This is a genomic window from Mycobacterium sp. NPDC048908, assembly GCF_043197955.1.
In the GTDB taxonomy this organism is placed as follows: domain Bacteria; phylum Actinomycetota; class Actinomycetes; order Mycobacteriales; family Mycobacteriaceae; genus Mycobacterium.
Genome location: NZ_JBICUE010000002.1, coordinates 359,390 through 384,043, shown reverse-complemented (window position 1 = coordinate 384,043; position 24,654 = coordinate 359,390). Strand labels below are relative to the sequence as shown.

The 24,654-nt window shown below is 64.8% G+C and carries 28 protein-coding genes; 16 read left to right on the top strand and 12 right to left on the bottom strand.

The genetic code is table 11. The features are described from left to right. Positions 1-2: 2 nt before the first annotated feature. Positions 3-482 (bottom strand): hemerythrin domain-containing protein, encoded by a 480-nt coding sequence (locus tag ACGFK1_RS06440; protein ID WP_393427331.1) that lies wholly within the window; start codon positions 480-482, stop codon positions 3-5. Next, positions 479-1,387: a Rieske 2Fe-2S domain-containing protein gene (locus ACGFK1_RS06435; protein WP_393427867.1), complete on the bottom strand. Its 909-nt coding sequence runs from the start codon at positions 1,385-1,387 to the stop codon at positions 479-481. Before ACGFK1_RS06435 ends, ACGFK1_RS06440 begins: the two co-directional genes overlap by 4 nt. Positions 1,388-1,568: 181 nt before the next feature. On the opposite strand from ACGFK1_RS06435, the gene ACGFK1_RS06430 reads away from it, so the two are divergent. After that, positions 1,569-2,576 carry a DUF4331 family protein gene (locus ACGFK1_RS06430; RefSeq protein WP_393427328.1) on the top strand — a complete coding sequence of 336 codons (1,008 nt, stop codon included), beginning with the start codon at positions 1,569-1,571 and terminating at the stop codon, positions 2,574-2,576. Positions 2,577-2,583: 7 nt separating this feature from the next. On the opposite strand, the gene ACGFK1_RS06425 is transcribed toward ACGFK1_RS06430, so the two are convergent. Continuing rightward, complete coding sequence (locus ACGFK1_RS06425) at positions 2,584-3,138, bottom strand: CGNR zinc finger domain-containing protein (protein WP_393427325.1); 555 nt, start codon at positions 3,136-3,138, stop codon at positions 2,584-2,586. Between the two features lie 75 nt (positions 3,139-3,213). Here ACGFK1_RS06425 and ACGFK1_RS06420 point away from each other — a divergent pair, with 75 nt between their 5' ends. The 4 genes from ACGFK1_RS06420 (at position 3,214) to ACGFK1_RS06405 (ending at position 6,348) form a co-directional block, all read left to right on the top strand. Next, a complete protein-coding gene (locus tag ACGFK1_RS06420) occupies positions 3,214-4,221 on the top strand; it encodes a DMT family transporter (protein ID WP_393427322.1) in 1,008 nt (335 codons plus the stop codon). A 15-nt stretch (positions 4,222-4,236) separates the two neighbouring features. After that, the gene (locus tag ACGFK1_RS06415) at positions 4,237-4,905 is read left to right on the top strand and encodes a cutinase family protein (protein ID WP_393427319.1); all 669 of its coding nucleotides are present in this window, start codon (positions 4,237-4,239) and stop codon (positions 4,903-4,905) included. Positions 4,906-5,022: 117 nt separating this feature from the next. Beyond that, complete coding sequence (locus ACGFK1_RS06410) at positions 5,023-5,598, top strand: cutinase family protein (RefSeq protein ID WP_393427316.1); 576 nt, start codon at positions 5,023-5,025, stop codon at positions 5,596-5,598. 99 nt (positions 5,599-5,697) lie between these two features. Beyond that, positions 5,698-6,348, top strand: a complete 651-nt coding sequence (locus ACGFK1_RS06405; RefSeq protein WP_393427313.1) for a cutinase family protein — start codon at positions 5,698-5,700, stop codon at positions 6,346-6,348. Here ACGFK1_RS06405 and truA read toward each other — a convergent pair. From truA to infA, 8 genes are all read right to left on the bottom strand, one after another. Beyond that, positions 6,345-7,283, bottom strand: a complete 939-nt coding sequence (truA, locus tag ACGFK1_RS06400; RefSeq protein ID WP_393427866.1) for a tRNA pseudouridine(38-40) synthase TruA — start codon at positions 7,281-7,283, stop codon at positions 6,345-6,347. The genes ACGFK1_RS06405 and truA overlap by 4 nt on opposite strands. After that, positions 7,222-7,890, bottom strand: a complete 669-nt coding sequence (rplQ, locus tag ACGFK1_RS06395; RefSeq protein ID WP_393427310.1) for a 50S ribosomal protein L17 — start codon at positions 7,888-7,890, stop codon at positions 7,222-7,224. Before rplQ ends, truA begins: the two co-directional genes overlap by 62 nt. A gap of 89 nt (positions 7,891-7,979) precedes the next feature. Then, a complete protein-coding gene (locus ACGFK1_RS06390) occupies positions 7,980-9,032 on the bottom strand; it encodes a DNA-directed RNA polymerase subunit alpha (protein WP_015305088.1) in 1,053 nt (350 codons plus the stop codon). A gap of 74 nt (positions 9,033-9,106) precedes the next feature. After that, positions 9,107-9,712: a 30S ribosomal protein S4 gene (rpsD, locus tag ACGFK1_RS06385; RefSeq protein WP_393427306.1), complete on the bottom strand. Its 606-nt coding sequence runs from the start codon at positions 9,710-9,712 to the stop codon at positions 9,107-9,109. Positions 9,713-9,733: 21 nt separating this feature from the next. Next, the gene (rpsK, locus tag ACGFK1_RS06380; protein ID WP_043405918.1) at positions 9,734-10,147 is read right to left on the bottom strand and encodes a 30S ribosomal protein S11; all 414 of its coding nucleotides are present in this window, start codon (positions 10,145-10,147) and stop codon (positions 9,734-9,736) included. Between the two features lie 6 nt (positions 10,148-10,153). Further along, a complete protein-coding gene (rpsM, locus tag ACGFK1_RS06375; RefSeq protein ID WP_393427303.1) occupies positions 10,154-10,528 on the bottom strand; it encodes a 30S ribosomal protein S13 in 375 nt (124 codons plus the stop codon). Positions 10,529-10,714: 186 nt separating this feature from the next. Continuing rightward, positions 10,715-10,828 carry a 50S ribosomal protein L36 gene (rpmJ, locus tag ACGFK1_RS06370; protein ID WP_003879483.1) on the bottom strand — a complete coding sequence of 38 codons (114 nt, stop codon included), beginning with the start codon at positions 10,826-10,828 and terminating at the stop codon, positions 10,715-10,717. A gap of 30 nt (positions 10,829-10,858) precedes the next feature. After that, a complete protein-coding gene (gene infA, locus ACGFK1_RS06365; protein ID WP_003418601.1) occupies positions 10,859-11,080 on the bottom strand; it encodes a translation initiation factor IF-1 in 222 nt (73 codons plus the stop codon). 282 nt (positions 11,081-11,362) lie between these two features. Between infA and ACGFK1_RS06360 the strand changes: the two genes are divergently transcribed. The 10 genes from ACGFK1_RS06360 to mmsB all read left to right on the top strand — a co-directional run bounded on the left by ACGFK1_RS06360 (position 11,363) and on the right by mmsB (position 22,241). Further along, positions 11,363-13,063 carry an FAD-dependent oxidoreductase gene (locus ACGFK1_RS06360; protein WP_393427298.1) on the top strand — a complete coding sequence of 567 codons (1,701 nt, stop codon included), beginning with the start codon at positions 11,363-11,365 and terminating at the stop codon, positions 13,061-13,063. Positions 13,064-13,075: 12 nt separating this feature from the next. Continuing rightward, a complete protein-coding gene (locus tag ACGFK1_RS06355) occupies positions 13,076-14,572 on the top strand; it encodes an ATP-binding protein (RefSeq protein WP_393427295.1) in 1,497 nt (498 codons plus the stop codon). A gap of 39 nt (positions 14,573-14,611) precedes the next feature. Then, on the top strand, positions 14,612-15,457 hold the full coding sequence (locus ACGFK1_RS06350; RefSeq protein WP_393427292.1) for an LLM class F420-dependent oxidoreductase: 846 nt from the start codon (positions 14,612-14,614) through the stop codon (positions 15,455-15,457). Between the two features lie 29 nt (positions 15,458-15,486). Then, entirely contained in the window at positions 15,487-16,329 is an 843-nt protein-coding gene (locus tag ACGFK1_RS06345) for an LLM class F420-dependent oxidoreductase (protein WP_393427289.1), read from the top strand. 352 nt (positions 16,330-16,681) lie between these two features. Next, a complete protein-coding gene (locus ACGFK1_RS06340) occupies positions 16,682-16,951 on the top strand; it encodes a J domain-containing protein (protein WP_393427286.1) in 270 nt (89 codons plus the stop codon). Between the two features lie 32 nt (positions 16,952-16,983). Beyond that, on the top strand, positions 16,984-17,970 hold the full coding sequence (rfbB, locus tag ACGFK1_RS06335) for a dTDP-glucose 4,6-dehydratase (RefSeq protein ID WP_393427283.1): 987 nt from the start codon (positions 16,984-16,986) through the stop codon (positions 17,968-17,970). Continuing rightward, on the top strand, positions 17,967-18,569 hold the full coding sequence (rfbC, locus tag ACGFK1_RS06330; RefSeq protein WP_393427280.1) for a dTDP-4-dehydrorhamnose 3,5-epimerase: 603 nt from the start codon (positions 17,967-17,969) through the stop codon (positions 18,567-18,569). The genes rfbB and rfbC overlap by 4 nt, the downstream gene beginning before the upstream one ends. A gap of 88 nt (positions 18,570-18,657) precedes the next feature. Next, positions 18,658-20,175, top strand: a complete 1,518-nt coding sequence (locus ACGFK1_RS06325; RefSeq protein ID WP_393427278.1) for a CoA-acylating methylmalonate-semialdehyde dehydrogenase — start codon at positions 18,658-18,660, stop codon at positions 20,173-20,175. Beyond that, a complete protein-coding gene (locus ACGFK1_RS06320; RefSeq protein WP_393427275.1) occupies positions 20,176-21,360 on the top strand; it encodes an acyl-CoA dehydrogenase family protein in 1,185 nt (394 codons plus the stop codon). 8 nt (positions 21,361-21,368) lie between these two features. After that, positions 21,369-22,241: a 3-hydroxyisobutyrate dehydrogenase gene (gene mmsB, locus ACGFK1_RS06315; protein ID WP_393427272.1), complete on the top strand. Its 873-nt coding sequence runs from the start codon at positions 21,369-21,371 to the stop codon at positions 22,239-22,241. On the opposite strand, the gene ACGFK1_RS06310 is transcribed toward mmsB, so the two are convergent. Continuing rightward, a complete protein-coding gene (locus ACGFK1_RS06310; protein WP_393427269.1) occupies positions 22,216-23,739 on the bottom strand; it encodes a DUF222 domain-containing protein in 1,524 nt (507 codons plus the stop codon). The genes mmsB and ACGFK1_RS06310 overlap by 26 nt on opposite strands. A gap of 90 nt (positions 23,740-23,829) precedes the next feature. On the opposite strand from ACGFK1_RS06310, the gene ACGFK1_RS06305 reads away from it, so the two are divergent. Continuing rightward, positions 23,830-24,645: an LLM class F420-dependent oxidoreductase gene (locus tag ACGFK1_RS06305; RefSeq protein WP_393427266.1), complete on the top strand. Its 816-nt coding sequence runs from the start codon at positions 23,830-23,832 to the stop codon at positions 24,643-24,645. Positions 24,646-24,654: the final 9 nt, after the last annotated feature.

The following is a 24,654-nucleotide window of genomic DNA, read 5'->3' as shown; positions in this document are numbered from 1 at the left end:
GGCTAGAACGTCCGGAGCAACGCGGTTCGGCCCTTCAGATAGAGCTTCTCGAATGTCGACTCACGCAGCTGCGCCATCCGCCGGCGCATCTGATCCCCCAGAGCGTTGAGCTCACCTTCGCTCATCTGAACCGGCGGCGGGCACAGATCGCGTTCCTCCTCGTCGGCGTGCGCATCCAACACAGTGACGAACGATTCCCATTCCTGTTGATAATCAGGGGCATCAACGGGCGTGCGCAGGACGACAGCCAGCTGGTCGAAAACCTGCCGGTGCTCGGCGTGTGCGATCGCAACCAGCTTGCTGGCCGCCTGTACCGCCGGATAGAACAGTTCGTCCTCGATGCGCATGTGGATGTCTAGTTCGACCAGGAACTCGTCAAGGGTTTTGCGCCGTTCGTCAGAGCCGGGCGGCAGCGCCGTGATCTGTTTACACAATCCACGCAGCGTGTTGTGGTGGTCGAACAGCACGTCGAAGGCGTTCATCGCGCATACACCTCCACCATTCCGCCCCGGACCCGGGTGGGGTAACTCGGCAGCGATGCGGTTGCAGGACCCTTCAACACGTCGCCGGTGCGGCATTCGAACCGTGAACCATGCCAGGGGCATACGACGCGCCCATGATCAACCCAACCGTCCGACATCGGGGCCCGCAGGTGCGGACAGTACTCACCGACCGCCAGCACTCCGTCACCGTCGCAGTGCAGGACGACGCCGACACCGTGGATCTCCACCCGCTGCGGCCTGCCGTTCAGCTCGGCCACCGGCAGCACCGGCGTCCACTCATCGGCCTGCACCCGGGGACCGGATTGATCGACGCCGACACCGGATCCGAACACCAAGGCGCCGCCAAGGTAACCGCTGCCCAACGTCAGCCCATAGCCCAGCGCCGACTTCGCCATTCCGCGCAGATGACGGCCGCGACGGCGATCCCACCACGACAGTGAATAGAGCGCGGTCGCGACGACATTCAGAAAGCCGTGCACGATCCCGATCCTGCGCGGCTCAGCGTGCGTGTGTTGCCAGTCCGTCGCGCCGGTCGCGGCGGCCCCCAGGCTCCCGATGATTCCCACGCCGAGCGCAAGTCTCGATGCGTCGCGCAGCCCGGCCGTGTGACCGGGTAAGACGCTGGCAGCGTCCAATGCCAGCGTCGTCGCCACCGCGCCGGTGGGTAGCGCGGTCAACGCTGGATGCAGCGGATGCCCCAGCCAGGTGCCGTGTAGCGCGTTGCTCACCCGGTCCCGGTTGCGCCCGAACGAAGCGAAAGCCACCGCCAGCACGTGCTCCAGCCGATAGCCCGGGCGGTCAAGCCACTGTTGGCGGCCGACCGCCTCGAGTGCCTCCGCTCCGATCTTTCGTTTGCGTTCTGACGCAGAATGCGACCGAGTCATCACGACGGTCCTCCCCAGCTGCTCGGTGTCGAGTTCCGATGTCGCGGCTGTGTGCTGAACCTCACCCTCTGACACGAAGTCACATCGACATCGGTTCAACCGAAACGAAATTGGCTGCGCAGGCCTGAAGAACTTTCCCGATATGTCGCGGGCAGCGACGGCCCGATGTACGTTGCGGAACATGTCCAACCACTTCACCGGGCTGAGCCTGGGACCACCGCTTGGAGACCAGCGATTGGATCTCTGCGACCTCCTCGCGTTCGTGTCGCCGTCCGACCCGACTCGCACGGTGATCATCCTGAACGCCAACCCACTCGCCGATGCGCTGCACCCGGACGCGATCTACCGAGTGGCGATCGACAACGACGGAGACCTTTTGAACGACATCGCGTTCAGCTATGTGTTCTCTGAACCCGTCGGCGGCAAGCAGACCGTCGACGTCTACCTGGCAGCCAACGACGAAGCCGAGGAACCGGAGGCCGTAGGTGAGAGGATTTTCTCCAGTGTGCCGGTGTCGTTCGTCGGTGATGAGCCGCACATCGCCACCTCCGGCGACTTCATATTCTTCGCAGGCGCCCGCAGTGATGCGTTCTTCTTCGACTATGACGGCATCAAGAATCTCTTCGACACGTCGGGCAGGAGGAACTTCACCGACCTGACGTTGCCCGGCGAATCACCGTGGACCGGTGTCGATTCCAACATCCGAGCCAACGTCTTCTCCACCGTCATCGAGATGCCCACCAGCTTCCTCGGCGCGGCCCCCGACATCAGGATCTGGGGCCGGTGCAGCGTGCGCAAGGACGGCAAGCTGGTGCATGTGGACCGCGCCGGCCACCCATCGGTCAGCAGCTTCTTCAACACCGATGACACCAAAGAGGAGTACAACGCCACCGAACCGGTGAACGACAGGGAGCGGTGGATCGACATGTTCATCCACCAACTCGGCCACACCGGCGGTTACTCGCGTGAGGAGGCTATCGAGGCCATCGACAACGAGGGCATCTTGCCCGACATGTTGACCTTCAATCCGTCCAAGCCGGCAAAGTATCCGAACGGCAGGGTCTTCACCGACGATGTCATCGATTACCGACTGGCGTTCCTGACCAAGGGCGAATGTCCACCATCTGGCTTGAGCCCCCACACCGACACGCTCGCCGAATTTCCGTACCTGGGTCCCCCGCACCAATGACGGCGCGTTACGACTCTTTCGCGCGACGTTCGCGATACGCCGCCACATGCTGACGGTTGCCGCAGTTGCCCGTGTCGCAAAACTTGCCGGACCGGTTGCGCGACAGGTCGATCAGCACGGCCTCGCAGTCCGGCGCCGCGCACACCTTGAGCCGCCGCAGTTCGCCGACGCGGATCAGGTCGGCCAGCGCCATCGCGATCTCCGCGCCCATGCGTTGCCACAGCGGATCGTGCACCGACGCCAAGTGCAGATGCCACTCCGGCTGCTCGGGATGCCGGGTCAGCCACGGCGATGCCTTGGTGTCGCTGAGTAGTGCATTCACCTGCTCGACGGTGCGGACCTCGGCGTCAGAGGTGTCCCAGATCTTGCCGAGTCGTGTCCGCAACCGATGAACCGAAGCCAGTTCGGCATCGTCGTGGTCACGTCGACCCGTCCACCCATAGCCGTCGAGGAAGGTGTCGAGGGCGGCCAAGTCACCGAGCCGCTCACCGTCCACCCGATCAGTGTTGACCAGCCCACATGCCGCCCGCAGCGTGAGCTCGGTGTCATGACTGAAAAGCATTTGACCCATGATCCCTTGTCCGCGTAGCGTCACGAGCAAAGCACATTTTACTCGTTACATACCGGAGGTGCAGCCATGGCGACAACTCAGTCGACGGTCGACCACTTCCGGCTCGGATTGTTGCTCGCGGTTGGCTCTGCCTTCGCCTTCGGCTGTTCCGGGCCGTTCGCCAAGTCGCTGATGGAGTCCGGTTGGAGCCCGACCGCGGCGGTCACAGCGCGGCTCGCGGGCGGAGCCCTGCTGATGGCGATCTTCGCGACGGCGGTCAAGCGCGACTGGCTTCGCGAGGCGCTGCGACACGGTAAGACCGTCTTCGCATACGGCATCATCCCGATCGCCGGTGCGCAGCTGTGCTATTTCAATGCGGTTGCGCACCTGTCTGTCGGTGTCGCACTGCTACTGGAATACACCGCGCCGATCCTGGTCGTCGGCTGGGTGTGGGCGACAACGCGGAATCGGCCGAGCAGCCTGACACTGATCGGCGTGGCACTCGCCCTCGCGGGAATCATGTTGGTGCTGAACGTCTTTTCGGGAGCCCATATCAACCTCATCGGCGTCGGGTGGGCACTGGCGGCCGCCGTGTGTGCGGCCTGCTACTTCGTCATGTCTTCGTCGGTCGCCACGGACGGCGACGGGCTCAACCCGATCACGTTGTCGACGGCAGGTCTGGTCGTCGGCGCGGTCGCGGTCGCGGTTCTTGGCGTCACTGGTGTGATGCCGCTGACCTTCACCACCACCTCGGCGGTGGTCGCCGGTTGGACGACGTCGTGGTTGGTGCCCGTCATCGCGTTGGCGCTGATTCCGACGGCGATCGCGTACACGCTCGGCATCATGGGCATCGCTCGACTCCAGCCTCGGTTCGCGTCGCTGGTCGGGTTGTCCGAGGTGATGTTCGCCGTGCTGGCGGCATGGGTTTTGCTGGGCGAGGCCATCACGCTCACCCAGGCGGTCGGCGGCGTCGTCGTGCTCATCGGGCTGACCCTGGCCCGTCAGGGTGATCGCACCGAGAAGCTGGCAGTTGCCTCCTGGCCTGACGCTCCCGTCAGCGGAGCGAGTTCGGAGCAAACGGTTAGCCGCAGCTGATCGAGATATGTGAAGATGACCGGCGTGACTTCGCTCCGGATACCGGCCCGGTTGGCCGCGATCATCTCCACCCTCGTCGGTGCGGCGACGACCCTGGCGGTCGCGCCGACCGCAGTGGCGGATCCCTGCCCCGACATCGAGGTCATCTTCGCCCGCGGGACACATGACGCGCCGGGGCTGGGAAACCCAGGGCAGGCGTTCGCCGACACGCTCAGAGGCCTGGTTGGCGGCCGCACCATGACCACCTACGCGGTGAACTACCCGGCCAGCTACGACTTCCTCGAGGCGGCAACGGGCGCCACTGACGCGGCCAACCGCATCGCGACGATGGCCGCGTCCTGCCCATCGACGAAGCTGGTCCTCGGCGGCTACTCGCAGGGCGCGGCCGTGGTCGACATGCTGGCGGGAGTGCCACCCCTTGGCAACAAGATCGGTGACATCGGGTCCGCGCCTCCGCTGGCGAGTAACTTGGTGCCGAACGTGGCCGCGGTCGCCGTGTTCGGCAACCCGGCGACGAAGTTCAGCAATCCGATCACCTCGTCGGTCTTCGGCGCCCGTGCAATCGACCTCTGTAAGGACGGCGACCCCATCTGCTCGCGCGGCCGGAACCCATTCGCACACAGCGATTACGTGACCGCGGGATTGACAGACCAAGCCGCCAATTTCGTCGCGGGCATCATTTAGCCTGCCTATTCGCTATCATTTGTTGTGCCTGTGAATCGAATTCGCCGCTTCGCCGTGGTTACGGCATCCGCTGTTCTGACAGCCTGCGCCGGTGTTCTCGCAACGACGTTGTTGCCCATGCCAATTGGCGTCGCTTCAGCCGACGACTGCCCCGACATCGAAGTTGTCTTCGCGCGTGGCACCAACGATGCACCCGGCCTCGGTAATGTCGGTGACGCATTCGTCTCTGCGTTGCGCGATGAGGTCGGCGGTCGATCGGTGGGCGCCTACGCGGTCAACTATCCCGCCAACTACGACTTCCTCGCGGCGGCCGACGGCGCCAACGACGCCAGCGCCCACATCCAGTACATGGTCAACAACTGCCCCAACACCCGGCTGGTGCTCGGCGGCTATTCGCAGGGCGCGGCCGTGATCGACGTGATCAGTGCGGTGCCGATGCCGGTGCTGGGTTTCAACAACCCGCTTCCGCAGGACGTGCCCGACCATGTCGCGGCCATTGCCGCCTTCGGCAACCCGTCGGCCAAACTCGGCCTTCCGCTTACCGTCAGCCCGACCTGGGGCGGCAGGGCCATCGACCTGTGCAATGCGAATGACCCGATCTGCCAGACCGACGGCCAAAGCGTCGCGGCGCATCGCGCCTACCCTGGCGGTCCGACCAACCAGGCGGCAAACTTCGTCGCGCGGTTGCTGTGAGCAACCGCTCATGAATTGACGTGAACGTGCCAACTCTCGGTTAGGATCGGCTAAGTGGGAATTGATCTTGACCCTCGCCGGTGGTTCCGACGAGGTCTAATGCTTTCCGGCGCAGTGATTGTCGCTGCCGCCGCCGTGGTCGCGCCGGCATCGGTGCCGATGCGTGGCGCCGTTCCGTCGGCGTCAGCGGCCTGTCCCGCGGTCGAGGTGGTCTTCGCTCGCGGCCGACTGGAGTCGCCGGGCGTCGGCGTCCTCGGAAACGCGTTCGTCAGCGCGCTGCGGGCCAAGGCCAACAAGAACATCGGCGTGTACGCGGTGCAGTATCCCGCCGACAACCAGATCGACGTCGGTGCCAACGACATGAGCGCCCACATCCAGTCGATGATGAACAACTGCCCGGACACCCGGTTGGTGTTGGGGGGCTACTCGCTCGGCGCGGCCGTCACGGACGTCATCCTCGCCGTGCCGTTCGACTTCTTCGGGTTCAAGAACCCACTGCCCCCCGGGGCGGATCAGCACATCGCCGCCGTCGCGCTGTTCGGCAACGGCGTCGCGTGGGTTGGGCCCATCACGAACTTCAATCCGATCTACCGCGACAGGACCATCGAGTTGTGCCACGGTGCCGACCCGATCTGCAATCCGGCCGACCCCAACACGTGGCAGGACAACTGGCCCGCCCACCTCGCCAACGCGTACATCGGCGCGGGCATGGCGAATCAAGCCGCGGATTTCGTCGCGGGCCGGATCTAGTCGATGACGCGCAGATCGCGCGTGATTGCCGTACGCGCTTCGAGTTGATCGTCCGACGGATAATCGACACCGATCAATGTCAGCCCGTGCGGCGGGGCCGCCGCGAAATCGCTGGAACGCTGTGTGGCGGTCAATAATCCTGCACACCAATCGGGTTCGCGCCGGTGTTCGCCGACGGCCAGCAGCGCGCCGACCACTGACCTCACCATCGACCAACAGAACGCGTCAGCGCTGACGTACGCAGTGATCCGGTCGCCGTCGCGGATCCAGTCAAGCCGCTGCAGGTCGCGGATTGTGGTGGCGCCCTCACGGTGACGGCAGAAGGCGGCGAAGTCGTGCAATCCCACCAAGTGTCGTGACGCCGCCGACATCGCCTCGACGTCGAGCGTTCGCGGCCATGCCGTCACGAACCGCGCTTCCTGCGGCTCAACGCCGAACGCGGCGGTCGAAAGCCGGTAGACGTAGTGGCGGCGCAGCGCCGAGAAACGGGCGTCGAAACCCGCTGCGGCACGGTTGATATCGAGTACCCGCACGTCGGACGGCAAGAATCGGGCAAGGCGACGCACCAGCGGAAGGAACTCGCTATCCCCCTCGCGCGTCGTTCGCGGGTACGCATTCGGCAACGCATCCGCTGGGATGTCAACGTGCGCCACCTGTCCTGTCGCGTGTACACCCGCATCCGTGCGGCCCGCCGCACGCAGTTGCACTGGAACGCGGAACACCGTAGACAACGCGTCGTCGAGCACGCCCGCCACCGTCCGCTGTCCGGCCTGAAGGGCCCAGCCGGCGAACTCGGTTCCATCGTAGGCGATGTCGAGCCGAAGACGAACAAACCCGCCACCGGTATCGATGGCGGGTTCGTTCACAGCGTCGTCAGGACTTGTCGTCATCCTTGTCGGCGTCGGCTTCCTCGGCGACCTCTTCGGCAGCCTCAGCGTCCTGCGCCTCCTCGATGGCGGAATCCTCGGCCTTCGCGTCCTCGATGGCCTCGTCGGTGGTTGTCTGCTCCTCGGCCGAGGCCTCGTCGGTGGTTGTCCGCTCCTCGGCCGAGGCCTCGTCGGTGGTCGGGCCTTCCGCAGCCTCCGGCTCGACCGCGGCCTGCGGCGCGGCGGCTGCCGCCAACTTCTGCTCGGACATCTTCGAACCGGCGGCCCTGCGGGCCCTGTTGGCCTCGTCAGTCACCGTCTTCTCCCGAACCAGCTCGATGACCGCCATGGGGGCATTGTCGCCCTTGCGGTTCTCGACCTTGATGATGCGGGTGTAGCCGCCGTTGCGGTCGGCGAAGAACGGCCCGATCTCGGCGAACAGCGCGTGCACCACGTCCTTGTCGCGGATCTTCTTCATCACCTCACGCCGGTTGTGCAGCGCACCCTTCTTGGCGTGCGTGATGAGCTTCTCCGCATAGGGCCGCAATGCCCTCGCCTTGGGCTCGGTCGTCTTGATCCGGCCGTGCTCGAACAGCGACGTGGCCAGGTTGGCCAGGATCGCCTTCTGGTGCGAGGACGACCCGCCGAGGCGAGGGCCCTTGGTGGGCTTGGGCATTGCGACTTCTCCTATATGGGGCCGGCCCCCGTATCAGGTAGGGCCGGGACGGATCGGGCGGGGCGGAGCTGGGTGGGAATGACTCCGCTTTAGAGCTGTTCGGTTTCGGCGTAGTCCTGGTTGTCGTCCAGGTCGTAGCCTGCATCGCTGTTCCAGGTGCCGGTGGCAACGTCGTAGCCGGCGACCTCGGACGGATCGAACGTGGCCGGGCTGTCCTTGAGCGAGAGACCCAGCTGGTGCAGCTTGATCTTCACCTCGTCGATGGACTTCTGGCCGAAGTTGCGGATGTCCAGCAGATCGGACTCCGTGCGGGCGACGAGCTCGCCCACCGTGTGCACACCCTCGCGCTTGAGGCAGTTGTACGACCGCACCGTGAGGTCCAGGTCGTCGATCGGCAGCGCGAAGCTGGCGATGTGATCGGCCTCGGCGGGTGACGGGCCGATCTCGATGCCTTCGGCCTCGACATTGAGTTCGCGTGCCAGACCGAACAATTCGACCAGCGTCTTACCTGCCGACGCCAGAGCATCGCGAGCGGTGATCGAATTCTTGGTCTCGACGTCGAGGATCAGCTTGTCGAAGTCGGTGCGTTGCTCGACACGGGTTGCCTCCACCTTGTAGGTCACCTTGAGCACCGGGCTGTAGATGGAATCGACCGGGATACGGCCGATTTCGGCACCCGAAGCCTTGTTCTGCACGGCAGGCACGTAACCGCGGCCGCGCTCGACGACGAGTTCGACCTCGAGCTTGCCCTTGTCGTTCAGCGTCGCGATGTGCATCTCGGGGTTGTGCACCGTCACACCGGCAGGCGGCACGATGTCACCCGCGGTGACCTCGCCCGGGCCCTGCTTACGCAGGTACATGGTGACCGGCTCGTCCTCTTCGGACGACACGACCAGACCCTTGAGGTTCAGGATGATGTCGGTGACGTCTTCCTTGACTCCGGGCACCGTCGTGAATTCGTGCAGCACACCGTCGATCCGGATGCTGGTGACCGCAGCGCCCGGGATGGACGACAGCAGCGTGCGCCGAAGCGAATTGCCAAGCGTGTAACCGAAACCGGGCTCCAGCGGCTCAATGACGAACTGGGACCGATTCTCCGACTTGACCTCTTCGGACAGAGTGGGTCGCTGAGAAATCAGCATTTTTCTTTCCTCCTTCACGGCACCCGCTATTTGATGCCGCACCCCCTGCCGTCATCCGGACGGCCGGGAAGCTTTTACTTCGAGTAGAACTCGACGATCAGCTGCTCGCTCAGCGGCACGTCGATCTGGGCGCGCTCAGGCAACTGGTGCACCAGCACACGCTGGCGCTCGCCGACGACCTGCAGCCAGCCCGGGATCGGACGATCGCCCGCGGTCTCCCGCGCCACCTCGAAAGGCAGTGTGTTGAGCGACTTGTCTTTGATGTCGATGATGTCGTACTGAGACACCCGGTAGCTAGGGATGTTCACCTTGACACCGTTGACGGTGAAGTGTCCGTGGCTGACCAGCTGACGCGCCATCCGGCGGGTCCTGGCCAGGCCCGCGCGGTACACGACGTTGTCGAGCCGGCTCTCGAGGATCTGCAGCAGCTCCTCACCGGTCTTACCCGGACGGCGCACGGCCTCTTCGTAGTACTTGCGGAACTGCTTCTCCATCACGCCGTAGGTGAAGCGAGCCTTCTGCTTTTCCTGCAGCTGCAGGCGGTACTCGCTCTCCTTGACCCGGGCACGGCCGTGCTGGCCGGGCGGGTAGGGGCGCTTCTCGAACGATTGATCTCCACCGACCAGGTCGGTGCCGAAACGGCGCGACTTGCGGGTCGCGGGTCCGGTGTAACGAGCCATGAGTTCTGTCTCCTCCTAGACCTAGACCCGGCGCCGCTTCGGCGGACGGCAACCGTTGTGCGGCTGCGGCGTGACGTCGGAAATGGCGCCGACTTCGAGGCCGGCGGCCTGCAGCGACCGGATGGCGGTCTCACGGCCCGAACCCGGGCCCTTCACGAACACGTCGACCTTCTTCACGCCGTGCTCCTGCGCCTTGCGGGCGGCGTTCTCGGCGGCCAGCTGTGCGGCGAACGGGGTCGACTTGCGCGATCCCTTGAAGCCGACGTGACCCGACGACGCCCAGGCGATGACGTTGCCCTGCGGATCGGTGATCGACACGATGGTGTTGTTGAACGTGCTCTTGATGTGCGCGGCGCCGTGCGGGACGTTCTTCTTTTCCCGGCGGCGGGTCTTGGCGGCACCCTTCTTGGGCGCGCCCTTCTTGGCTTGAGCCATCTCGGGTTACCTGGCCTTCTTCTTGCCGGCGATGGTGCGCTTCGGGCCCTTGCGGGTGCGCGCATTGGTCTTGGTCCGCTGGCCCCGCACCGGCAGGCCACGGCGGTGCCGGAGGCCTTGGTAGCAGCCGATCTCGATCTTGCGGCGAATGTCGGCCTGCACCTCGCGGCGCAGATCGCCCTCGACCTTGATGTTGGCTTCGATGTAGTCGCGCAGCTGGGTCACCTGATCGTCGGTCAGGTCCTTGGTGCGCTGGTTCCGGTCGATGCCGGTGGCTTCCAGGATTTCCTGGGAGCGGGTACGGCCGATGCCGTAGATGTAGGTCAGCGCGATCTCCATGCGCTTATCGCGCGGAAGATCGACGCCCACGAGGCGTGCCATCAGGCGGTGTTCCTTCTTCTATGCGGAGGTCTGGTCCCAGTCCGTTCCTGCTGCGCAGGGTCCGGCCTCCGTGCCGAACGTTGGATGATGCTCTTCGCGCGAGCGCTCATCGCTGTTGAGCAGCCAATCCGCTCAGTGGTACTGGGATTTCATCATTGAGTTGTCGGTCGCGATCCGAGCCCTGGCTCAGCCTTGCCTCTGCTTGTGGCGCGGATCTGAGCAGATCACCATGACCCGCCCATGCCGACGGATCACCCTGCACTTGTCGCAGATGGGCTTGACGCTCGGGTTCACCTTCACGGCTGTCGTCGATCCTTCTTGCTCTGTTGGTTACTTGTATCGGTAAACAATGCGGCCCCGGGACAGGTCGTAGGGAGACAACTCCACCACGACACGGTCCTCGGGCAGGATGCGGATGTAGTGCTGCCGCATCTTGCCGCTGATGTGGGCGAGCACCTTGTGTCCGTTCTCCAGCTCAATGCGGAACATCGCATTGGGCAGAGGTTCGACCACGCGGCCCTCGACCTCGATGGCACCGTCTTTCTTGGCCATTATCTTTCGGAGATCCTCCGTGTCCTGTAGATCGTTGGCGCCTGCGTCGCCGCGAGCGGCGACAAACTATCGAAGCGCAGCTATCGTCCGACTACAAAACGTGGGCCTGTAGCCAGAAATTCCAGCGTTCGAGGACAGAGAGCACGCAAGAGCCGGCGCGTGAACCGCACCGTCGATCTATGATACCCGTTCGGCGGCGTGCCCCAAAATCGCCGAAGGGCCAGGCCAGCGCCGCCATCCTAGTCCGATATCCGCTGGACGACGGGAGCATACTGATAACCGATGACTGCACCAGTCTCTGCTCCGCGTAAAACCGTAATACTGACCGTCGACGACGACCCCGCGGTCTCCCGCGCGGTCGCTCGCGACCTGCGCCGCCACTACGGCGACCGTTACCGCATCGTCCGGGCGGAATCGGGCCCGGACGCCCTGGAAACCCTCAACGAACTCAAGCTGCGCGGCGACACCGTCGCGGTGTTCGTCGCCGACTACCGGATGCCGCAGATGAGTGGCATCGAGTTCCTCGAAGAGGCGATGGACATCTACCCGCTGGCCCGCCGGGTGCTGCTCACTGCGTACGCCGATACCCATGCCGCGATCGACGCGATCAACGTCGTCGATCTGGACCATTACCTGCTCAAGCCGTGGGACCCGCCGGAGGAGAAGTTGTACCCGGTGATCGACGGCCTGCTGGAGGCCTGGCATGCCACCGGCGACCGCGCGATCCCGCACACCAAGGTGATCGGCCATCGCTGGAACGAGCGGTCGTGGGAAGTGCGCCAGTTCTTGGCCCGCAACCAGCACTCATTCCGCTCGTTCAACGCGGACGAGCCAAAGGGCAGACAACTCCTGGACGCGGCGGGTCTGGACGGCTTCCAGCTTCCCGTGGTGATCACCGAGCAGGGCGAGACGCTCGTCGAACCCACCGACGCCGAACTCGCAGGCATGCTCGGCCTGTCCACGACCCCGTCGCTGGAAATGTACGAACTGGCGGTCATCGGTGGCGGTCCCGCGGGCCTTGCCGCGGCCGTCTACGGCGCTTCCGAAGGCCTCAAGACCGTGCTGATCGAGGAGACGACCACGGGCGGGCAGGCCGGTCGCAGCTCGAGGATCGAGAACTACCTGGGCTTCGAGATGGGCATTTCGGGTGCGGAGCTGACTACTTCGGCGCGTCGCCAGGCCGAGCGCTTCGGAGCAGAAGTCATCACCACTCGCAAGGCGGTCAGGCTGCACGCCGGCGACAGCGGCACCGCGCGCACCATCGAGTTCGCCGACGGCAGCACGATCGCTGCGCAGGCGGTGATTCTTGCCACGGGCGTCTCCTACCGTCAGCTGCAGAACGTTCCCGGCTGCTGGGACGACCCCGACGACGACACCTGCAACTACATCGGCCGCGGGGTCTTCTACGGAGCATCGGTTTCCGATTCCTCGGAATGTGCCGGCGAGGACGTCTACATCGTCGGCGGGGCGAACTCGGCGGGACAGGCGGCGATGTTCATGTCCCGCTCGGCGAAACACGTGACGCTGCTGGTGCGCGGGCCATCACTGGAGGCGTCGATGTCCTACTACCTCATCCAACAGATCGAGAAGAACGACAAGATCTCCGTTCGCGTGTGCACCGAGGTCGTCGACACCATCGGCGAGGACGATCATCTGACCGGTCTGGTGCTGCACAACAAACAGAGCGGCGAGAACGAGACGGTCAACTGCGACCGGCTGTGCTGCTTCATCGGGGCCGAGCCGCGCACCGACTGGCTCGACGTGGTGGCCAAGGACGACCACGGTTTCATCCTGTCCGGCCCAGACCTCAAGGACGTCTCCGGTTGGTCACTCGATCGCCCGCCGCACCATCTGGAAACAAGTGTGCCCGGTGTGTTTGTTGCAGGGGACGTGCGAGCCGAATCCGCGAAACGGGTGGCAGCAGCCGTCGGCGAAGGGTCGATGGCGGTGATGTTGGTGCACCGCTACCTGGCGGAAGCATAGAGAGAAGCTGACATGGGCGAGAAATGCCTGCCTGACGAACTGCGGAGCCTTTTCCTGTTCGAGGCGCTGAACGACGAGCAGTTGCAGATGCTCTGCGAGAACGGCCATATCCAGTCCTTCGAGCCCGGCCCAATCGTCGTCGAAGGCGAGCCAGCCACGTGCTTCTACGTCCTTCTCGACGGCGAGTTGATCATGTCCAAGCGGTCAGCGGGCGTCGATATCGTCACCGGCCGAACCTCACAGCGCGGCGTCTATTGCGGTGCCTGGTCGGCATACGTCCCCTCGGAGGAGCACCTCTATGAGGCATCGGTACGAGTAACCAAGCCGTCGCGATTTTTCGTGCTCGATGCGGAGGCGTTCGCCACCTTCATGAAGACCCAGTTCCCCATGGCGGTGCATCTCCTCGAGGGCCACATGGTCGGTGGACTTCGACAGCGCCAGATCATCGGCCAGCGTGAAAAGTTGCTCGCGCTCGGCACCATCACGGCGGGACTGACACATCAGCTCAACAACCCGGCCGCCGCCATCTCGAGGGACGTCTCAGACCTACGTGAGAACGTCGGCAAGATGCGCCACAAGCTGTCGATGCTCGCCGACGGCAAGTTCACCCCGGAGGCATTGCGGGTGCTAATCAGCATCCAGGACGAGGTGGCGGAACAAGTCGCCAAGGCGAAGACGCACGAACTCAGTCCGCTGGAGACCTCGGACCGCGAAGACGAGATCGGCGAGTGGCTCGAAGATCACGGCATCGCCAGCGGATGGGATTACGCGCCGACATTCGTGGAAGCCGGCCTTGACATCGACTGGCTGGAGCGGGTCGAAGCGTCGATCGACGACGTCGACTGTTCTGCCACGCTGCAAAGCGCGATCGGCTGGCTGAAATACACCATTGACACCGAACTCTCGGTGAACCGGATCGCCGAGGCGAGCAAGCGGATCTCGGCGCTGCTGGCGGGCACCAAGCAGTACTCGCAGATGGACAGGGCGCCGTATCAGTCGGCCGACATCCACGATCTGTTGAAGAGCACGCTGATGATGTTCGGCGAGAAGATCAACAACAAAGAGGGCCCGATCAAATGCGTCAAGGACCTCGACAAGTCGCTGCCCGAATTGCTTTGCTACCCAGGCGATCTCAACCAGGTATGGACCAACATCATCGACAACGCGATCCAGGCGATGGACGGTAACGGCACGCTGACGCTGCGAACCGCGCGCGAGGGCGACGACATGATCCGCGTCGAGATCGGTGACGACGGCCCCGGCATCCCAGACGACATCATCGACCGGATTTTCACCCCGTTCTTCACCACGAAACCGTTCGGCGAAGGCACTGGCCTCGGCCTCGATCTGGCGTGGCGCATCGTGGTGGAGAAGCACCACGGCAATCTGCGAGTCGAGTCACGGCCCGGTGAGACGAAGTTCATCGTGACGCTGCCACTGCAGGCGCCCGCTCCCGAGCTGCCGACCCCCACCGAACTTCCTGCCGGCATGGAATTAGGCACGGCGTAGGTAGGAATACCCGCGACACAGGTCGGAGTTGACCGAACCATGACGAAACCCAGCCTCGGCCCCTACGGCGTATTCGGCCACCATTCGATGTGGCAACAACTGAGCCCACAGCAACTGCAAGACATCGAAGCCCTCGGCTACGGAGCGATCTGGGCTGGCGGATCGCCCGCAGCGGAATTGTCCTGGGTTGAGCCGCTTCTGGAGCCGACCAACACCCTGCAGGTCGCCACGGGCATCGTCAACATCTGGACGGCAGACGCCGGCCCGGTCGCGGACTCCTTCCACCGCATCGAGAAGGCCTATCCCGGACGCTTCCTGTTGGGCATCGGCGTCGGCCACCCCGAAGCGGGCCACGAGTACCGCAAGCCCTTCGATGCGTTGGCGGAGTACCTCGACAAGCTCGACGAGCATGGAGTGCCGAAAGACCGCCGGGTGGTCGCGGCACTGGGTCCGCGGGTGCTCAAGCTCTCCGCGCGTCGCGCCGCCGGACCGCACCCGTACCTGACGACGCCCGAGCACACCGCGCAGGCGCGCGAACTGCTGGGCCCCGACGCGTTCATCGCACCCGAGCACAAGGTGGTGCTGACCACCGACGCCGAGAAGGCGCGGGCGGTCGGGCGCAAGGCGCTGGAGATCTACCTCAACCTGACGAATTATCTCAACAGCTGGAAACGTCTGGGATTCAGTGATGAAGAGGTCGCCAAACCGGGTAGTGACCGTCTGGTGGACGCGGTCGTCGCGTACGGCACGGTCGACGCGATTGCGGCGCGACTGAAAGAACACCTCGATGCGGGAGCCGACCACGTTCCGGTGCAGGTGCTGACATCGCCGGACAAATTGGTGCCTGCTCTCACCGAACTGGCCGGGCCGCTCGGCCTGAAATAGACGCCGCAGCAGACATAAGGGGAATTCGCATGACGGAATTGAAGCCTGACCTCGGCCGCTACGGCGTCTGGACCTTCGGATCACCGGGGCCGGAACAAGCCGCCGAAATCGAGAAGCTCGGCTACGGCGCACTGTGGGTCGGCGGCTCCCCCGCGGCAGATCTGGCGTTCGTCGAGCCGATCCTCGAACAGACGGAGACGTTGCAGGTTGCCACCGGCATCGTCAACATCTGGACGGCCGACGCGAACGAGGTCGCCGACTCGTATCACCGCATCGAGAAGGCGTTCCCCGGCCGCTTCCTGCTCGGTGTCGGTGTCGGTCACCCGGAACACACGCAGGAGTACCGCAAGCCCTACGACGCGCTGGTGGAATACCTCGACGCGCTCGACGCCAAGAAGGTGCCGACCAGCCGACGCGTAGTCGCCGCGCTTGGCAAGAAGGTGCACGAGTTGGCGGCGCAACGCAGCGCGGGCGCGCATCCCTACCTGACGACGCCCGAGCACACCGCCCAGGCGCGCGGATGGATCGGTCCCACCGTGTATTTGGCACCTGAGCACAAAGTCGTGCTGACCACGGACGCGGAACAGGCCCGGGCGATCGGCCGCGAAACGGTGGACTTCTACCTGAATTTGAGCAACTACCTGAACAACTGGAAGCGACTGGGGTTCACCGACGAGGACATCGCGAAGCCCGGCAGCGACAAGCTGATCGACGCCGTAGTGGCCCACGGCAGCGCCGACGACGTCGCCAAGCGGCTCAACGAACACCTGGATGCGGGTGCCGATTCCGTGTTGATCCAGGTGCTCGGCGGGCCGGACAAGCTGTTGCCGTCGCTGACCGAACTGGCGGGTCCGCTCGGGCTGAAGGGCTGAGCGCAGGCGACCCGCCGCGAGCGCGGCGGTGTCGGCTCTCAATGCCGACACCTCCCTTGCCAAGACTTGGCGCTAGTGCTATCACAAATCTATAGCACCAGACAGAGATCCGAGATTTCGACCGCTGGAGGTGATGCACGCAGGAACACGTCATGTTCACCAAATCCGCTGTGCTAGAGGCCTTTGAACGATAGCGAGGTCGTCATCCGAAGAGACGGACGCGAGCCAGCGATAGTGGCACAGGCCTTGGCACGCGAGCTTCTCACTAGGCGAGGCCCCGGCCGCGCAACCATCGGCCGGGGCGCGCCCAACATGTCTTGGGTCAACTGCGTCAGCGCAAAAGAGTGACATCGTGGACGACAAGGCCTTTGATCCGTACGCGATCCTGAACGTGCCGGCCACGGCGAGCCGGGAACAGATCACTCATGCCTATCGCCGCAAGCTGCGCGCCCTGCATCCCGACACCAGGGACGCCGCAACGCCCCCGGATCCGGCCGCGGACGAAAAGCTCCGACGGATAATGGCCGCTTACGCGGCATTGCGGGATAAGGCGCGTGTGACTGATCCACCGTCGAGCCCTGGCCCTGTCCGCATTCCGGTCAGGCATGGCCGTCCCCGCTAGGCATCCGCGGCGGGCCCGCTAGGGTTCTATCCATGCGGTTGCTGGTCACCGGGGGCGCCGGCTTCATCGGCGCCAACTTCGTGCATGGTACCGCGCGTGAGAACCGCGTGACGGTGCTGGATGCGCTGACGTACGCGGGCAGCCGCGAATCGCTGGCCGCGGTCGAGGACCAGATCCGACTGGTACAGGGCGACATCACCGACGCTGATGTGGTGTCCAAGCTCGTCGCCGAGTCCGATGCCGTTGTGCATTTCGCCGCGGAGACCCACGTCGACAACGCGCTGGCCGATCCCGAGCCGTTCGTGCACACCAACGTCGTCGGCACCTTCACGATTCTCGAGGCAGTGCGGCGACACGGTGTGCGCCTGCACCACGTGTCGACCGACGAGGTGTACGGCGACCTAAAACTCGGTTCGGCACAACGGTTTACCGAGTCCACGCCGTACAACCCGTCCAGCCCGTACTCGTCGACCAAGGCTGGGGCCGACCTGTTGGTACGCGCCTGGGTCCGGTCATACGGCGTGGCCGCGACGATCTCGAACTGCTCCAACAACTACGGGCCATATCAGCACGTGGAGAAGTTCATCCCCCGACAGATCACCAACGTGCTGTCCGGGCGCAGACCAAAGCTCTACGGCGCTGGTGCCAACGTTCGCGACTGGATACACGTCGACGACCACAACAGCGCGGTATGGCGGATCCTCACCGATGGCCAGATCGGTCGGACGTATCTCATTGGCGCAGAAGGGGAACGGGACAACCTGTCCGTGATGCAGACGATTCTGCGGCTGATGGGCCGCGAACCCGACGACTTCGACCACGTCACCGATCGCGCCGGACACGATCTGCGGTACGCGATCGATCCGACGCCGCTGTACCAGGAACTGGGCTGGAGTCCGAAACACACCGACTTCGAAGAAGGCCTGCGCGCCACCATCAAGTGGTACCGCGATAACGAATCCTGGTGGCGCCCACTGAAAGATGCCGTTGAAGCCGGCTACGAGGAGCGGGGTCAATGAAGGTTCGCGAACTGTCCATCGCGGGCGCGTGGGAGATCACCCCGCAGATGCACACCGATTCGCGGGGGCTGTTCTTCGAGTGGTTCACCGACTCGGCGTTCACCGAGTTCGCAGGGCACCGCCTCGATTTGAGGCAGGCCAACTGTTCGGTGTCCGCCGCGGGCGTGCTGCGCGGAGTGCACTTCGCGCAACTACCGCCCAGCCAGGCCAAGTACGTCACCTGCCTATCGGGGTCGGTGTTCGACGTCGTGGTCGACATTCGGGTCGGGTCGCCGACGTTCGGCAAGTGGGACGCCGTGATGCTGGACCCGCGCGACCGTCGCTCGGTCTACCTGTCGGAGGGCCTTGGGCACGCCTTCCTCGCTCTCGACGATGACTCGACGGTGATGTATCTGTGCTCGGCGGACTACGCGCCGGGCCGCGAGCACACCATCAACGCCCTCGACCCGGCGTTGGACATCGCATGGCCCGCGGTGCACGGCGACCCGATCATGTCCGACCGCGACCGCGAGGCGCCCTCACTCGAGCAGGTGCAGGCACAGGGACTACTGCCCACCTGGGACGCGACCCAAGACTTCATCACTCGCCTGGAGTTCTAGCGGCGGGCAGGGCCACGTCTCTTGCCAAGCGCGTCGCCCAGTTACTAGGATATCCTAGTATTCAGCGATTCGGGCGAGGGACAGGCTCATGACCACACAGATTTCGCACTTCATCAACGGCAAGCGCACCGCGGGCCAATCCGCGCGCACCGCCGACGTGATGAATCCCAGTACCGGTGCCGTGCAGGCCAAGGTGCCGATGGCTTCGGCGGCCGATGTCGACGCCGCGGTCGCGGGCGCAGCCGAGGCGCAGAAGGAATGGGCGGCATGGAATCCGCAGCGCCGGGCGCGCGTGCTGATGCGCTTCATCGACCTGGTCAACCAGAACGTCGAAGAATTGGCCGAGATGCTGTCGCTCGAGCACGGCAAGACGGTCGCCGACTCCAAGGGTGACATCCAGCGCGGCATCGAGGTCATCGAGTTCGCGATCGGCATCCCGCACCTGAGCAAGGGCGAGTACACCGAGGGCGCGGGCCCCGGCATCGATGTGTACTCGATGCGTCAGCCGCTTGGCGTGGTCGCAGGCATCACGCCGTTCAACTTCCCGGCGATGATCCCGCTGTGGAAGGCAGGCCCCGCGCTGGCGTGTGGCAACGCGTTCATCCTCAAGCCCAGCGAGCGCGACCCGTCGGTGCCGGTGCGACTGGCCGAGTTGTTCCTCGAAGCGGGCCTGCCGCCGGGTGTATTCCAGGTGGTGCACGGCGACAAGGAAGCCGTCGACGCGATCCTCGAGCACCCGGTCATCCAGGCCGTCGGGTTCGTCGGCAGCTCCGATATCGCGCAGTACATCTACTCCGGCGCCGCGGCCAACGGCAAGCGCGCGCAGTGTTTCGGCGGCGCGAAGAACCACATGATCGTGATGCCCGACGCCGACATGGACAACGCGGTCGACGCGTTGATCGGCGCGGGCTACGGCAGCGCCGGTGAGCGGTGCATGGCGATCAGCGTTGCCGTTCCGGTCGGCGAGCAGACCGCAGACCGGCTGCGCGCCAGGCTGATCGAGCGCGTGAACGGTCTGCGCGTCGGTCACAGCCTCGACCCGAAGGCCGACTATGGCCCTCTGGTCACCGAGGCCGCCCTGGCCCGGGTCAAGGACTACATCGCCCAGGGCATCGAGGCCGGCGCCGAAGCGGTCGTCGACGGGCGCGAACGTGCCAGTGATGACCTGCAATTCGGCGACGACAGCCTCGAGGGCGGGTACTTCATCGGCCCTACCCTGTTCGACCACGTCACCCCCGACATGTCGATCTACACCGACGAGATCTTCGGACCGGTGCTGTGCATCGTTCGGGCAAAGGACTACGAGGAGGCCCTCGCGCTACCGACCGAACACGAGTACGGCAATGGTGTGGCGATCTTCACCCGCGACGGTGACACCGCGCGTGACTTCGTGTCCCGCGTCCAGGTCGGGATGGTCGGCGTGAACGTGCCGATTCCGGTTCCGGTGGCCTACCACACCTTCGGCGGCTGGAAGCGGTCCGGGTTCGGTGACCTCAACCAGCACGGCCCGGCGTCGATCATGTTCTACACCAAGACCAAGACGGTGACGCAGCGCTGGCCCGCGGGTAGCCACGGTGCGGAGTTCGTCATCCCGACCATGAAATAAATGGACTACTTCGGGCTCGACGACGACGAGCGCGTGATCGCCGAGACGGCGGCCGCGTTCGCCGAGAAGCGCCTCGCGCCTTTCGCATTGGAGTGGGACGAGAAGCACCACTTCCCCACCGACGCATTGCGTGAGGCCGCCGAACTCGGCATGGCCGCCATCTACTGCCGCGACGACGTCGGTGGCAGCGAGTTGCGGCGACTCGACGCCGTGCGCATCTTCGAGGAACTGGCGAAGGCCGATCCGACCATCGCGGCGTTCCTGTCGATCCACAACATGTGCGCGTGGATGATCGACACCTTCGGTACCGACGCGCAACGTAAATCGCTGGTACCGCGACTCGCGTCGATGGAGGCCATCGCGTCCTACTGCCTGACCGAACCGGGTGCCGGTTCCGACGCCGGTGCCTTGCGCACCAAGGCGGTCCGCGAAGGTGGCGACTACGTCATCGACGGGGTGAAGCAGTTCATCTCCGGCGCCGGGACGTCCGACGTCTACGTCGTGATGGCCCGCACCGGCGCCGAGGGGCCGCGCGGCATCTCGGCGTTCGTCGTCGAAAAAGGCACGCCCGGAGTCAGTTTCGGAGCCGACGAGCAAAAGATGGGATGGAACGCGCAACCCACGGCGCAGGTCGTCTTCGAAGGTGTCCGGGTCCCTGCCGACGCGATGCTCGGCGGTGCCGAGGGTGAAGGCACTGGATTCGGCATCGCGATGAACGGGCTCAACGGCGGCCGGATCAACATCGCCGCGTGTTCTCTCGGCGGTGCGCAGGCCGCCTATGACAAAGCGGTCAGCTATCTGGCGGACCGGCAGGCGTTCGGCGGTGCGTTGCTGGACGAACCCACCATCAGGTTCACCCTTGCCGACATGGCAACAGCGTTGCAGACGTCGCGAACGCTGTTGTGGCGCGCGGCAACCGCACTCGACAACAACCACCCCGACAAGGTTGAGTTGTGCGCGATGGCCAAGCGTTACGTCACCGACGCCTGCTTCGAGGTGGCCGATCAGGCGCTGCAGTTGCACGGCGGCTATGGCTATCTGCGTGAGTACGGGCTGGAGAAGATCGTCCGCGATCTGCGGGTGCACCGAATCCTCGAGGGAACCAACGAAATCATGCGCGTGGTGATCGGTCGGGCTGTGGCGGGCCGAGCTCGCATTTCAACAGCAGCAGCCCGCGCGTCCTAGGAGATCAGATGAATATTGCGTTCTTGGGGTTGGGCCACATGGGCGGTCCGATGGCGGCGAACCTCGTCGCGGCGGGGCACACGGTGCGTGCCTTCGATCCCGTTGCCGCGCTCAAGGACGCCGCCGCCAAGGCGGGCGCACAAGTCTTCGACAGTGGCGCCGAGGCGGTCACTGAAGCCGAGGCGGTGATCACCTCACTGCCCAACGGCGGCATCGTCAAGGCGGTGTACGCGGAGGTGGTGCCCGCGGCCCGAGAAGGCACACTGTTCATCGACACCTCGACCATCTCGGTCGACGATGCCCGCGAGATCCACGCGCAGGCGACCGAACGTGGATTGGCCCAACTCGACGCCCCGGTCTCCGGCGGCGTGAAGGGCGCGACAGCGGGGACGCTTGCGTTCATGGTCGGCGGTGAGGATGAGGCGGTCGAACGTGCGCGTCCTGTGCTGGAGCCCTTGGCAGGCAAGATCATTCACTGTGGCGCCTCAGGCACCGGGCAGGCCGCGAAACTGTGCAACAACATGGTGTTGGCTGTGCAGCAGATTGTGGCGGGCGAGGCGTTCGTACTCGCCGAGAAGTTGGGCTTGTCCGCGCAGTCGCTGTTCGATGTGATCACCGGAGCGACCGGGAACTGCTGGGCCATCCATACGAATTGCCCGGTACCGGGCCCTGTTCCGACGTCGCCGGCCAACAACGACTTCAAGCCCGGCTTTGCAACGGCGTTGATGAACAAGGACATCGGCCTGGCCATGGACGCCGTCAAGTCGACCGGATCATCGGCGCCGTTAGGCAGCCACGCCGCCGAGATCTACGCCAAGTTCGCCGCCGATCACGCCGACAAAGACTTCAGCGCGGTCATCGAATTGATCCGTAAGGGTTAGCCTGTGCGAGCGCTTCATTACGCGCGCGCTCGGCCCTGACCCATGCGGCGTGTTCGGCAGCGCGGGTGCGTCGTCGCCGGGGCATCATCAGGTCGCGATCGCCGGTAGTCGGCACCACGAGCGACGGCGGAGGAAGGTCGGCGGTAGTGGTGTCCCATGTTTCAAAGAACAGCCTGCTGCCAGGTTTGGTGATGTATCTCCTGCCGCTCGGCGAAATCCATATCACCGTGCCATCGGGCAACTGAATGTCATGCCATCCGCCGAACGTCTTCATCAGATGATTGGTTCGACACAGGCACTTGATGTTTGACGGATGGGTGGGCCCCATCGGATAGGGGATGGTGTGGTCGAGGTCGCAACGATCGGCTGGCACGTCGCAGCCGGGCGCGCGGCAGTACAGATCGCGCATCCGCACGAACTCGGCCAGCTCCGCCGACGGTCGATAGTGGGGTTCTGGCTCGTCGCTGGGCATGGTGATAGGGCGGACCTTGGCGCCGCCGCGGATCAGCTGTGCCAGCAACGGCGCCGGCACGACGCCTTCGCCGACGATCAGAGCCGGGGGCGGCGCCACCGCAGGCGTTGCGGTAGCGCCAGCGTCGGTGTCGACCGCCGTTGCAGCGTCGGTGGACCCAGTTGCCGCGTCAATCGTTGATTGATCCGCCAGGACCCTGATGACCACGTTGGAGGAAGTCGGTGGTTCGCCTGCTGGACACGTCTTTGAACCGCATTGGCACGCCAGATGGAAACTGCCTGTCACGATGGCGCCGACCGCATCCGAGCGGCGCTCGCCCATGAGGCGAGGATCGTTGTCGCAGACTCCCTGCACCATCTGCGCGACGCGACGCTTGAGCACGGCGGCGTGCGTGGCCAATAGCCGGCCCCACACCGAGGTGGTTTCCGCCGGATCGTCGAGGTCTCCGATCAAGAAGTCCCTACTGCGCGTGGAGGATTCAGAGCGGCGCACCGCCGCGGGGTCGAATCGGAAGATCCACGCGTCGATCACCTGACCGAGCCGCTCCTCCGAGAGCGGCCCCCAATTGGTCGCCCCCTCCGCAAGGGCGGCGTCGATGAGGGCCAGCGCGTCGGGGTCTTCCACGAGTTGCGTGCGCCAGGTGATGGCGGCGACCACCCGCGAGCTGAGCGCGCCCTGCCAGTACAGCGCCGCCACGCGGGGAAGACGGTCACGCAGCGCGACCGCGATCCGCATCTGCGCAGAGGCCCGACGCTGTCCCACCGTCATGGCGGCAGCCACCTCCGCGGCCGCCGAAGCCCAGCCGTCGAACGCCCAATTCGTCCGCTCGTCATCGTCATCCACCCGGCGACGGGCGAGCTCAGCGATGGCGGCCAGCCGACGAGCCCCGGCAGCGGCTTCTGCTCGCGCGCCCTCCTCGATGGCGGCGACGACCGTCGCGTCATCCGCCGTCGAGAACTCGGTGCCGAACATACGTGCGACTATGCCACCGACCATCGACCATCCGGGAAAGTTGTCCACAGTCACGTGTTCATCCACAGATTCTGTCCCTCAACATATTTGGGCTTGACAACGCCGGTTCGGAATAAATCGCGGTGAGCCTTGCTTGTCGCGTGTGTGACCTTTCCCGTGCGTGTTGCCGTCCAGATTCAGCCCGCAGATACCCCCGACTACGCCACCTGGCGGCAGGCTGTGCTGGATGCCGAAGCCATCGGGGTGGATGTCATCTTCGGCTATGACCACTTCCATGCGCCGTTCATCGAGTCGATCGCGGATGCGAAGCCAGTGTTAGCCGAGGTGCAGCCGGATGTGAACAACTTCGAGGGCTGGACCGCGCTGGCGTCCTGGGGCGAGATCACCACTCGTGCGGAAATCGGTCTTTTGGTGGCAGGCATCGGCTATCGCAACCCCGATCTGCTCGCGGACATGGCGCGCACCGTCGACCACATCAGCGGCGGCCGGACCATCCTCGGCGTCGGAGCCGGCTGGTACGAGAAGGACTACACCAGTTACGGTTTCGAATACGGAACGGTCAAATCGCGGGCAGACCTCTTCGACGACGGGTTGCTACGCATCGAGCGCCGGTTCGACCTGCTGCAACCGGCGCCGCTGCGCAAGATACCGATCCTGATCGGCGGATCGGGCCCCAAGCGGACCTTGCCCGCCGTCGCACGCCATGCCGACATCTGGCACACCTTCCTGCCCATCGACTCCTACCGCGAGGCCAGTGCTCGCCTCGGCGAGTTGGCCGCCGGATTCGGGCGTGCCGATAGCGATATCGAGCGTTCGACGTTGTGGGCCGATCCGCAGTCGGCCGACGCCTACCTGGCCGCAGGCGCCACCTTGTTCCATACCGAGGTGCGCGCGTCGGAGGGCAAGTACGACCTCAGCATGGTGGAGAAACTGGTCGACTGGCGCGACGCGAAGCGCTGAGTGCCCGCT